Annotated in this window: 8 protein-coding genes; 4 read left to right on the plus strand and 4 right to left on the minus strand. The window is 45.9% G+C overall.

Features of this window, described 5'->3' with window-relative positions; translation table 11 throughout:
* Positions 1–3 precede the first annotated feature (3 nt).
* From ACFPFU_RS12725 to ACFPFU_RS12735, 3 genes are all read left to right on the plus strand, one after another.
* Positions 4–1,482, plus strand: a complete 1,479-nt coding sequence (locus ACFPFU_RS12725) for a glutamate synthase subunit beta (protein WP_377065044.1) — start codon at positions 4–6, stop codon at positions 1,480–1,482.
* Between the two features lie 606 nt (positions 1,483–2,088).
* Positions 2,089–5,235 carry a SusC/RagA family TonB-linked outer membrane protein gene (locus ACFPFU_RS12730; RefSeq protein WP_377065046.1) on the plus strand — a complete coding sequence of 1,049 codons (3,147 nt, stop codon included), beginning with the start codon at positions 2,089–2,091 and terminating at the stop codon, positions 5,233–5,235.
* A gap of 26 nt (positions 5,236–5,261) precedes the next feature.
* Entirely contained in the window at positions 5,262–6,797 is a 1,536-nt protein-coding gene (locus ACFPFU_RS12735) for a SusD/RagB family nutrient-binding outer membrane lipoprotein (RefSeq protein ID WP_377065048.1), read from the plus strand.
* Between the two features lie 217 nt (positions 6,798–7,014).
* On the opposite strand, the gene ACFPFU_RS12740 is transcribed toward ACFPFU_RS12735, so the two are convergent.
* The 3 genes from ACFPFU_RS12740 to ACFPFU_RS12750 all read right to left on the minus strand — a co-directional run bounded on the left by ACFPFU_RS12740 (position 7,015) and on the right by ACFPFU_RS12750 (position 8,515).
* A complete protein-coding gene (locus tag ACFPFU_RS12740; protein WP_377065050.1) occupies positions 7,015–7,176 on the minus strand; it encodes an addiction module antidote protein in 162 nt (53 codons plus the stop codon).
* A gap of 443 nt (positions 7,177–7,619) precedes the next feature.
* The gene (locus ACFPFU_RS12745; protein ID WP_377065052.1) at positions 7,620–8,183 is read right to left on the minus strand and encodes a hypothetical protein; all 564 of its coding nucleotides are present in this window, start codon (positions 8,181–8,183) and stop codon (positions 7,620–7,622) included.
* A gap of 170 nt (positions 8,184–8,353) precedes the next feature.
* Positions 8,354–8,515 carry a T9SS type A sorting domain-containing protein gene (locus ACFPFU_RS12750; protein ID WP_377065054.1) on the minus strand — a complete coding sequence of 54 codons (162 nt, stop codon included), beginning with the start codon at positions 8,513–8,515 and terminating at the stop codon, positions 8,354–8,356.
* 366 nt (positions 8,516–8,881) lie between these two features.
* On the opposite strand from ACFPFU_RS12750, the gene ACFPFU_RS12755 reads away from it, so the two are divergent.
* Positions 8,882–10,321 (plus strand): sulfatase, encoded by a 1,440-nt coding sequence (locus tag ACFPFU_RS12755; RefSeq protein ID WP_377065056.1) that lies wholly within the window; start codon positions 8,882–8,884, stop codon positions 10,319–10,321.
* A gap of 36 nt (positions 10,322–10,357) precedes the next feature.
* On the opposite strand, the gene ACFPFU_RS12760 is transcribed toward ACFPFU_RS12755, so the two are convergent.
* Positions 10,358–11,557 carry a patatin-like phospholipase family protein gene (locus tag ACFPFU_RS12760; RefSeq protein WP_377065058.1) on the minus strand — a complete coding sequence of 400 codons (1,200 nt, stop codon included), beginning with the start codon at positions 11,555–11,557 and terminating at the stop codon, positions 10,358–10,360.
* Positions 11,558–11,673: the final 116 nt, after the last annotated feature.

Consider the following 11,673-nt stretch of genomic DNA (forward strand, 5'->3'; position numbering starts at 1 on the left):
GACATGACAAAGGCCAATGGATTTATGAAATATAACAGGGAGTTGCCAAAAGCTAAACCTGCCAAAGAGAGAATCAAGCATTTTAAGGAATTCTATGAGGAATTCAGCGATAAAAAGACCAAGGAACAGGCTGCAAGATGCATGGATTGCGGTATTCCTTTTTGTCACCAAGGGTGTCCTTTAGGCAACAATATTCCCGAATGGAATGATGCGGTTTACCACAGTGACTGGGAATATGCTGTGGAAATTGCTGAATCTACTAACAATTTTCCTGAATTTACCGGCAGGGTATGCCCCGCGCCCTGTGAAGGGGCTTGTGTTTTGGGTATCAACAAACCTCCGGTCACCATTGAATTCATAGAAAAATTCATTGCGGAAAAAGGTTTTGAAAAAGGGCTTTATAAGCCTTTTGTCCCTGAAATAAGGACCGGCAAAAACGTGGCGGTGATCGGATCGGGCCCGGCAGGCCTGGCAGCAGCGGAGCAACTGAACAAAGCCGGACATTGGGTGACAGTATTTGAGCGGGACGATAGAGTAGGGGGGCTGCTTCGTTATGGTATTCCTGACTTCAAGATGGAAAAATGGGTGGTTGATAGAAGAATCGACCTGATGAAAAAAAGCGGTATTCAGTTCAAGACCAATGCCAATGTGGGGGTAAACATAGATGTTCAGGATGTGAAAAAAGAATTTGATGCCATACTTCTCTGCGGTGGGTCCACCGTCCCCAGAGATCTTGATATCCATGGAAGGGAACTGACGGGGGTTTACTTTGCCATGGACTTTCTTAAGCAGAACAACAAGCGGGTTGCAGGTGATAATATTCCCGAAAATGAGCAGATTATGGCTACCGGCAAAGATGTTGTGGTGATCGGCGGTGGTGATACGGGATCTGATTGTGTGGGAACGTCCAACAGGCAGGGCGCCAAATCCATCACCCAGATTGAATTATTGGAACAACCACCCCTGGAGCGGTCGCCGGATAACCCATGGCCTCATTGGCCAATGATTCTAAGGACATCCACCTCTCATGAAGAGGGTGTAAGGAGGAATTGGGCGTTGCATACCAAAGAATTTATCGGTGATGATGAGGGGAAACTGAAGGGAATTAAAGTGGTAGAGATTGAATGGAAAAGAGATGATGGAAAGCCCCCGGCCTTTATTGAGAAAAAGGAAACGGAAAGGATCATGACCTGCGATCTGGCTCTTCTTGCGGTGGGCTTTATCTATCCGGAGCCGGAGGGATTGCTGAAGGAACTGAATGTCGAATTGGATGGCAGAGGAAATGTCAAGTGTAACAACTACCAGTCAAGTGTTGACAATGTATTTGCTGCAGGCGATATGCGTCGAGGGCAATCGCTGGTGGTATGGGCCATCTCTGAAGGAAGGGAAGCAGCCAGGGCTATGGACATCTACCTGACAGGCACCTCAAACCTGGAGTCCAAGAATGATTCTTTTATGAGCATCCATGACCCGGAGTTATAACGGTTTTTCCATATAACTGAAAAACATGAAGGCATCTGTGTCTATTTTTAAGGCTTTTTTATCCCCGCTGACCACCCAGGCTGGTAAGTAAAAATTTTCGCTGGAAATTTATCAACAGGAAAAATGGCTACTTTTTCTGAATGGGAAAGTGTGGTCATTAGTCTGGTATTATTCTCCATTTCCGTTGCCTGCGATATATTTCCGCTTTTGACAGTTGCTGACCGGACAACTAAATAATTGTTGTCTATAATAATATTTTTTGGTAATAGACATCAATGGAATTTATATCAAGGTATACTACGGAATTCGTTATTTTTATTTTAAAAAACTTCAATTTAATAATTTAAAAAATAATTTAATATTAAACCTATAATTAAAAAAATTAAAAAACTTTTTTTTATCGTTTAAAATTTATAATACTTTTAACCTCTTCTTAACAGGAAGGAAACATTTATCAATGGTCTTGATTTGCCGTCGGTAAAATCTTTTTAGCAGGTATTTTGGCCGAACAGGAAGGTCTTGTCCTTGGTGGAAAGTTTTACCTGATGACGATCAATTTTGGATGCTGACTAACAGTCAGAATTAATCAACCTTAACTAACATAATATGAAAAAAGTGTTTCTAACGATGATGGCGATGGTGTGGCTTTGTTCCCTGCAGATGGGACTCCAAGCCCAAACCAGGACGCTGACAGGGACAGTCACCGGTGCCGGTGATGGTATGCCCATTCCCGGCGTAAATGTCTATGACAAGGGGACCAATGCTGGGGTTACCACGGATCTGGATGGTAATTATTCCATCAGTGTAACCAGCAGCTCCGTTCTGGTCTTCTCTTTTATCGGGTACCATTCACAGGAATATGAGGCGGGTAACCGCTCCCAATTGGATGTGGTTTTGCAGGAAGACGTGTCGGATTTGGCTGAGGTGGTGGTGACCGCTCTTGGCATTGAGAAAGAACGGAGATCACTGGCATATTCCATCAGTGAAGTCAAGGGAGACGACCTGATAGAAGCCCGGGAAATCAACCTGGGCGACCAGCTTCAGGGCAGGATCGCCGGTGTCAATGTGAGCAATATCGGCTCCGGTGTAGCGGGATCAAGCCGGGTGGTGATCAGGGGCAATACCTCCCTGACAGGAAACAACCAGCCGCTTTATGTGATTGACGGGGTGCCCATGGACAACTCCCAGCTTGGCTCCGCCGGTATGTGGGGAGGCGTCGACTGGGGCGATGGTTTGAGCAGTTTGAACCCTGATGATATTGAAAGCCTCAGTGTATTGAAAGGCAACACGGCTGCGGCGCTTTATGGCTCGAGGGCTTCAAACGGGGTAGTTTTGATCACTACCAAAAAGGGAACCAAAAGGCAGGGGATAGGCGTGGAAGTCAACTCCCAATACACTGCCGAAAGAATCTTCAACCTCTTTGATTTTCAACAGGAATACGGGCACGGCAGTGCAGGCATGAAGCCCACCAACGCCGGTCAGGGAAGAGAGTTTGGCGGTATTTCCTGGGGAGCCCGGTTGGATGGTTCCCCGGTCTATCAATTTGACGGCGTAGAAAGGCCGTATAGTTATGCAGGGGACAATTTCAACCGTTTTTACAGAACGGGTTCCACTTTGACCAATACGGTAGCTCTCACGGGCGGAAACGACAAACAGACTTTCAGGTTCTCCATGTCTGACCTCAGAAACGAAGCCATTACCCCCAATTCAGGGATGGACCGTCAGACAGCCACTTTGTCAACGAATGCCAACTACGTGGAGAAGCTTACTTTAAGCGCCAAATTACAGTATACCAGGGAAAATGTAAGGAACAGGGCGAGATTATCCGATTCCCCCGGTAATTCCAATGCTACGCTGGCCATACTGCCTCCCAATATCAATGTGGACGATCTTCGGGGCGATCCTGACAAGCTGGGAGCCAGACCGGATAATGGAAGAGAGCTTCAGTACAATGATAATACCTTCTCCCAGAACCCTTGGTGGGCGGCCTATCAGTTTGAAAACTCAAATGTGCGGGACAGGATCATCGGTTCGGCTCTGGCCAGGTATGATTTCACGGATTGGCTGTATGCTCAAGCACGAGTTGGTATGGACTGGTATACCAGCCGGAGAAGAAGTCTGGAACCCTATGGCACCGCATACAGGCAACTGGGGGCACTGAATGAAGAACAGATCCGTGTGAGGGAAATCAATACCGAATACATCATCGGCGCCCAAAAAGAATTTGGGGATTTTAACGTCAATGCCTTTTTCGGCGGCAACATGATGGAAAGAAGTTATGAAAACCTGGGAGCAAGGGCAGAGAATTTTAATGTTCCGTTCCTGCACAGTATCATAAACGGTTCCAATCAATCCATCATATTTGACTTTAACCAAGAGGGTATCAACTCCATTTTTGGTTCCACTGAGTTTTCCTATAAAAACTTGCTATTCCTGAATGTAACGGCCAGGAATGATTGGTTCTCAACCCTTCCCGTGGATTCCAACAGCATCTTGTATCCAAGCGTCGGTGGTAGCTTCGTGTTTTCCGATGCCTTCATGCTCCCATCATGGATCTCCTTTGGTAAAGTGAGAGGTTCTTGGGCAGAAGTCGGAGGCGGGGCCAATCCTTATCAACTGGCCCTGAATTACAGCTTGGTAGGACAGGGGCACATGGGTGCTGCGCTGGGTAGGATTGACCAGACTTCCGTTCCCAACAGCATGCTGCAGCCTTTGACCGCAGGAGAATTTGAAGTAGGATTTGATATCCGTTTTTTGGATGACAGATTTGGTATTGACTACGCTTATTATGACAGAACTACCAGGAATGACATCATTCAGACCACGATACCGAATGCCTCGGGTTTTGGACAGGCCACTGTGAATGTGGGTGAAGTGTCCAACAGGGGGCATGAAGTGTTATTTACAGCCAATGTCATCGAATCCCAGGATTTCTCCTGGAGTTCAAACCTTAACCTTTCCTACAATATCAACAATGTGGAATCGCTTTTTGAGGATTCCCGGGTCTTGTCGGTAGATGAAGCCAGGACAGGAGGCGCCTTCATTCAGCACAGAATACCGTATACCGACCAGAATGGCGTCTTTATGCCCGGAGGATACAGTGTGATTATGGGAAGAAAGCATCAGCGGATCAACGGCCAGAAAGTTTACGATGAAAACGGGTTGCCTTTGTTTACCGATGACCTCCATTACTTGGGTTCAGGCATTTCCCCATGGGCAGGAGGCTGGAACAACAGCTTCAGGATCAAGAATGTGAGCGTGGGTATGTTGTTCGACTTTAAGTTTGGCGGATCCATCTATTCAGGGACCAATGCCAGGGCATATGCCACTGGCAATCACAAAGAAACACTGGAAGGAAGAGAAGATGGATTGGTGGTTTCCGGAGTGGATGGAAACGGTGAAGAAAGGACCTGGAACATCGCTGCCAGGGACCAGTCTCTTCAGGGCATTACCACAGTTCAGGATTATTACGGCAGAATGGCTGAAATCACGGAGAATTTTGTATACGATTCCGATTTTGTCAAGCTCCGGCAGGTAAGCATCGGCTATAACATCCCGACCCGTTTGTTGGATAGAACCCCAATTACCGGTATGAATGTATCGCTTATCGCCAGGAACCTGCTATTGCTGTACAGTAAAGTGGATAATATTGATCCTGAATCTACCTTTAATTCGCTGAATGGACAGGGTATAGAGTACTACGGTGTGCCTCAGACCCGAAGCTATGGTTTTAATATCAGCATGAAATTTTAAAGGCAGCAGTCAAAATGAGAAATACCATGAAGAATTTGAAGATAAAACTAATGACATGGGCTACCGCCTGTATGGTGGTATTGGGCGCCTGTGATACGGATAAATTGGCCGATCTCAACATCGATCCCAATGTGGCCAATGAAATGGATCCCGGATTTGTGATTGCTTACTCACAGTTGCAGATTTCCGGTGAACAATTTGAAAACTGGAGGACCGTACTGATTTACCAGTCAACCATGATCCAACACCTCGCTGCTTTGGCCACTTACTGGTCAGGGGACAAGTACCTTTACAACCAGGAGTATTCCGCGGCATTATGGGACCGGGCTTATACCGGTTACATCAAGGATCTGGTCAATTTGATAGACATCACTGACCCCACCGTGGAGGGCCAAGAAGAGCTTGTGAATTACCACGCCATAGCCAGGGTATTAAAAGTGTATTCATTTTCCAGACTGACTGATGTGTATGGGGACGTTCCTTATTCGGAAGCAGGGAAAGGTTTTGCAGACAGGAACTTCTTCCCTTCTTATGATCCGCAGGAGTTTATTTATAAGGACATGTTGGCGGAGCTGGAAGCGGCCCATGCGCTGTTCGATGAGGGAGCAGCCAACCCCGGAAACCAGGATCTGTTTTATGGCGGTAACATCAACCAATGGAGGAAATTCACCAACAGCCTGATGCTGAGGTTGGGAATGAGGCTTTCCGAAGTGGAGCCTGCCACAGCTGAATCATGGGTGAGAAAGGCACTGGAAGGGGGCGTATTCGAAAGCAACGCGGATATCACTTACATCCAACATACCGATGGTCCTGAAGGAATCAACAGGAACGGCATTGGCGAGGTGTTTAACTGGGACGGCTCCAATTTTACCACAGATGATCAGGGACTTCTGAGCAGGACGTTCGTCAATTGGATGTTGGAACGCAATGATCCGAGGCTGGAAAAACTGAGTTGGGTAAGAAACGGGGGTGAACCAAGGGGATTGCCCAATGGATACAATACCAATACCATCCAGGACGTGGACCCCGAGTTTACCAGCATTGCCAGAAGGGATGACTACAGCAGGGTCAATCCGCTATTTGTGCTCAGGGATGCGCCCATGATTTTCCATACCTATGCGGAAACCGAATTCCTCAAGGCGGAAGCCATTGAGAGAGGATGGTATGCAGGCAATGCGGCCACCCATTATGCACAGGGCGTGCATGCTGCCATGAAAATGTATGGCCTGTACCATTCAAGCCTGGCGGTAAGTGATGCGGCCATCGACACTTACCTTGCGGAAAACCCTTATAACGCGGCCGAATGGCAGCGTGTTTTGGCGGAGCAGATATGGGCAGCTACCTTGTTCAATGAATATGAAGCCTATGCCAATTGGAGGCGAACAGGATACCCTGTATTGACTCCGGTAAATTATCCGGGAAATCAGTCCAACGGTACCATTCCAAGGAGGTTAAGGTATCCCATCGGTGAGGCTGCCAACAATTCCGAGGCTTATAATGAAGTATTGAGCCGGCAAGGTCCCGACCAGTTTATGACCAGGATGTGGTGGGATGTAGAATAGATTAGAAAAAAAGAAAATTGCAAGAAAAAGGAGACCTGTATGAAAGGTCTCCTTTTTTATGAGCCGTGCATGGCAACCAGCAATTCTTTATGCTTTAAAATAGCCTCACTAAATAATTTATCCCCCACCAAAACCCCTGCGAGGTGAATTTGTGTTTACACCATTATCCCTACCAATCCGCATTGGCTTTTAGGGTTTTCCCCAAGTGTAGCCTTCATTAAATTGGGGTATTTAGCTTCAGATTGCTTCCTACCGCCCGAAGTACCTTTAAGATGGTATCAAACTGCGGTTTGGCATTTTCAGACAAAGCTTTATATAAGCTGGGCCTGCTTAAACCTGTTTGTTCCGAAATCTTGGACATTCCGATGGATTTGGCCACAAAGATCGCATGCTTAGCCTAGGATACAGATAGACTGGGGATGGGATTAAACAAAAGTAGACATCAGATTTAATAGAGATAGGGTATAGAGTATCCTTGCTTCTAACTTGCTTTTAACTTGGCTTTAACTTGCTTTTAATCCTAAACAATAAATCAAATATTACTGAGTAGAGGCAATGCTGGACAGTAGGCTTATAGTTTGCGCTGCCAATAGAGATCGCTTCGTCGCGGAGGACGTCTCTGGCAATTAAACCGATAGGTTGCCGCTCCTCGCGAAGACGGGCAAGTTCTTCATCGGTACGCTCAGGGGTGGATTTGAGGGAATGAAGCCGCGGCACTCTCATATTAAGGGATTGCACACCCTTTTCCTACGCGCCCCCTTCTTAAAAAGGGTTGGCAATGACGTATCAAAAAGTTAATTATGGTCGAACTCAGGTTGGCACCTAAAAGCTCATTCCTAAACTTAGTCTCACAAAGATCGGGAGGGAATTTATCCTCCCAAAGTTCTGGGGAGAAGATACTCTCCTTCCCGTATCTCCTGAGAAATGAAATGCCGGAACATAACCTATCCTAAAGAAAAAGCCCCCCTCAGGTTTTTGGTACCTGTATCCCACCCGTATGGGCAATTCTGCACTCAAAATTAATTTGTCACTTATCCTTCTGGAGGTTTCTGGGTCCAATCTTGGGACGGGTTCCAAATATGGCATTATACCGGTACCTATTTCCAAATGATGCTTTGACTTGCCCCACAGGGCAGAAACCTCAAGTGGTACGACAGGAAGCCAATGAGTTGATCTTAATGAAGGACTGGTTCTATCATAATACCACATGGAAAAACCGGCACTGCCCGAAAGTTTGAACCTCCCTTTTTGATGAAGTATACGGCCATAACCCGCGGCATCCCTTTCTGCATTCCACCTTGCTTCGACAAAAACCGTGTTTTTCGCCGTAAATACCTCAGCTTCGGTTTGGGCGTAGGCATCAAAGCCTAAAGCAAACGCAAGCAAAAAAAAAAAAGCCCAGGTATCGCTGAATTAAATTTGGATAACATTTTTAGTGGGTTTAATTGTTGAAATTCAATTATTATTCCTTAAAATCCTGTACTTCCCCTTATAAGTTGAATCAGGGAAAAACCTTCCAATCCCGATATCGGGACTGGAAGGTTTGCGGATTTTAGTTATTTTATTACCACTTGTTTTCTGACCACCTCTTTTCCGGATTGGATGAGCAGAAAATAAGTCCCCGGTTGCAGATTATTTGTATCCAGATTGACTTTTCCCGATTTTGATTCCGCTGTACGCACCAATTTTTCCTGTTTGTCGTATAATTCGATGGTCAAAACGGGTCCTTTTTATCCGAACCTATAAGATTTTCTGGTTTTGGCCTCCGGGCTACTGATAAGATTGTATCACAATTTGATGGGAGGCCACTTTGATAAAAATTTGTATCATAGCATGGTCGTTTAAAGAATTAATTCAGTATAATTTAAAACTAAATAATAAGGAAAATAATACTGTCTCCTGATTTTTTCTAAAAAATCAGGAGTGTAGTCGATTCATTTTGGGTGAATTAATTACAATTTTTCTGTCCGATTAAAGTGTGGTTATATTTTTTGGTAGAATAATCATCCGTTGGCAGCATGTTTTTCGGGACAAAGCTTATATTTAAGCAATCAAGCATTTTCCCTTTTTGAATTTTCCCAATTATGCGCTTTAGAATATTTGCTTTAGGTTGTTTCGTTTTCATATTCCATTGTATAGGCGCTTGGGCCCAAGTGACTGCTCAAGACCGTGTCAACGTAATATTGATCCATGTGGATGATTTGGGGTGGACGGATCTCAGCAGTTTTGGAAGCGACTATTTTCAGACACCCCATATCGACCGTTTGGCTGCGGAGGGTGTTAAATTCACCCAATCTTATGCAGCGGCAGCCATCTGTTCGCCTTCCCGGGTAGCATTACTGACCGGACAATACCCAGCCAGGACCGGCATCACCGACTGGATCCGGGCTAAATTCCAGGGGGGAGACCTTCCCGCGGATGGCAGCAACCCCCAGGGATATGATGCCCATGAAGGCAAACCCTTGAAAACCCCACAGAATTACCTTTATATGCCATTGGAGGAGGTTACTTTGGCCGAACTGCTCCAGGAATCAGGTTATAGGACAGCCCATATCGGCAAATGGCATTTGGGGCCGGAGGGCTATTTTCCCGAAAACCAGGGGTTTGATGAAAATTACGGAGGTTGTGATCTGGGGCAGCCCCCGAGCTATTTTGATCCTTACCTTCCTCCTAATGAAATCAAGGATTATGTGATCCCCAACCTTCCTCCCAGAAAAGAAGGGGAATACCTTACCGACCGGGAAGGGGATGAGGCGGTCGGTTTTATCCAACGGAACCGGGATCAGCCATTTTTTCTCCATTGGGCACCTTATGCGGTACATACGCCCATCCAGGCACGGGAGGAATTGATACAAAAGTATGAGGAGTTTGAAGGGACCCATCACAGCAACCCAATTTATGCTGCCATGATCGAGGATCTGGATAATAATGTGGGCAAGGTGCTGGATATATTGGAACAGTTAAATCTCAGGCGAAATACCCTGGTAATTTTTACTTCTGATAATGGAGGCTTTTTGGGTATGGGGCAGCATCCCCATATCACCAGCAATCAGCCTTTAAGATCAGGAAAAGGTTATCCTTATGAAGGAGGCATCAGGGTACCCACCATTATGAGCTGGCCGGGGGTGATTCCCCAGGGGGAAACCAGGGACATGCCCATCATTACCATGGACATGATGCCGACGGTGTTGGAATATACCGGAAATTCCGGGAAATTGCCGGCCACAGTTGACGGAACGAGTTTGGTCAATATTCTCAATGATCCCGGGCAAAAATTGGAAAGGGACCTTTTCTGGCATTTTCCCCATTATCGACAAGATGATGTGGTGCCCTATTCGATCATCAGGTCGGAAAATCATAAGCTTATCTATTATCATGATGGTTCCCAGGCCGAACTTTATCATCTTTCTGATGACCTGAAGGAAACCCATAATCTTGCCTTTCAAAATCCCGAAATGGTGCAGCGCTTGCAAAAAAGAATGGAAAACTGGTTGGCCGAGGTCAACGCCCGGTTGCCCCAATAGATGTTGGGGGCCGGAGGTGACGGCAGCACTTTGGTTTCAGACAATAATTGTATTGGATAAGCTGTGCTTTTGGTGGATGTCTTCAACAGCCATCATGGCTTTTTCCCTGCCATGGGCATATCTTCTATTGTACAGGGCCTTTGTGGAAACCAAACTGTCTCCCAAAATACCCAGGTCCGGTTGGATGACCACGGTTTTGAAGGTTTTCAGGATTTCATCTGTCCTTTGCCGCTTTCTGAAGTCATAGTTATAAATGGGAAAACCGGGCCTTATTTCTCCTATTTGTTCCAATATATCATTGATCCTTAAAAACTCTTCCAGGTCATTGTTGAAAATTTCCGAAAGGGCTATATCCGTCAACGAACGAAGGGCGATTTGAGCGATATTCCTTTCATCATAGGCCACTTCTTCTATGTCGTGGGTGTTGCAATTGATGATGAAAATAGTGTATTCATCATCTGAGCTGTCCCGGTTGATTTCGTCAATCACATCCCCCAGGGGAGATACGTTTTTTATGCCACCATCCACAAGGTTTTTAACAGAGCTGAAAGTGGTTTTGAGTTCGGGTACCGGTTCCCAGATGATCGGCATGGAGGTGGAGGCCATGATTCCCTTCTGAAAATCCTCATCGGATGCAAAATCACGGTTTCCCAAGGAATAATATATGCCGTTGTCAAGTGAAACAAAACCGCATCGGTAGACCACATCCTGAATGTCTTTTATACGGATCAGGTCTTTTAATTTATTCTGTAAGGGCGTGTTATCCGCCAGGGCCTTGAATTGTTGAAAGTTTTCGGTAAAATCCCTTTCGGTACTGAGCAGGATCTCAGCCAAAAACCGGTCCCTTCTGCTTTGGGAGAAGAGAAGCTGCAGGCCTTTCCAGAAGGAAATACGGATATTCAAGCCCGGGGCAAACCTTTTGATCAGGCTTTCGGCGGTGATGTTAAGTTGGAGCGTTTCCGATTGGGATTGGGTGTCGATAAAATCAGAAGTGTAGATTTCCTCGACGCCGTTTTCCCCCACGTCTTTCCACAGTTTTTCCAATTCTTCAAATTTTCCTGAAGCCAGCAATGCGCCATTTAAGGAACCTACGGATATTCCCGCGATGATGTCAAACTTCATCTCCGGTTGCCCGGGATTGATTTTGGCCCAATTGTCCTTCAGGTATCTAAGGGCGCCTATTTGAAAAGCGCCTTTAAAGCCTCCTCCACTCAGCACCAATGCGAATTTTTTCATTCTAAAAATTAGGGAAATCTTCCTCAAAATGCAAATGGTCCTTCAGAATAACCGGGTCTACCGAATCATATAGCCTGGGTTCCGGTTGACGTTATTGCATTTGTTTTGCGATTCCC

The organism is Negadavirga shengliensis (genome assembly GCF_042652345.1).
In the GTDB taxonomy this organism is placed as follows: Bacteria; Bacteroidota; Bacteroidia; order Cytophagales; family Cyclobacteriaceae; genus Negadavirga; species Negadavirga shengliensis.

Excerpts from the sequence above, each read along its gene's own strand:
- ACFPFU_RS12725 (WP_377065044.1), top strand. The coding sequence starts at position 4 with ATGACAAAGGCCAATGGATTTATGAAATATAACAGGGAGTTGCCAAAA.
- ACFPFU_RS12730 (WP_377065046.1), top strand. The coding sequence starts at position 2,089 with ATGAAAAAAGTGTTTCTAACGATGATGGCGATGGTGTGGCTTTGTTCC.
- ACFPFU_RS12735 (WP_377065048.1), top strand. The coding sequence starts at position 5,262 with ATGAAGAATTTGAAGATAAAACTAATGACATGGGCTACCGCCTGTATG.
- ACFPFU_RS12755 (WP_377065056.1), top strand. The coding sequence starts at position 8,882 with ATGCGCTTTAGAATATTTGCTTTAGGTTGTTTCGTTTTCATATTCCAT.
- ACFPFU_RS12760 (WP_377065058.1), bottom strand. The coding sequence starts at position 11,557 with ATGAAAAAATTCGCATTGGTGCTGAGTGGAGGAGGCTTTAAAGGCGCT.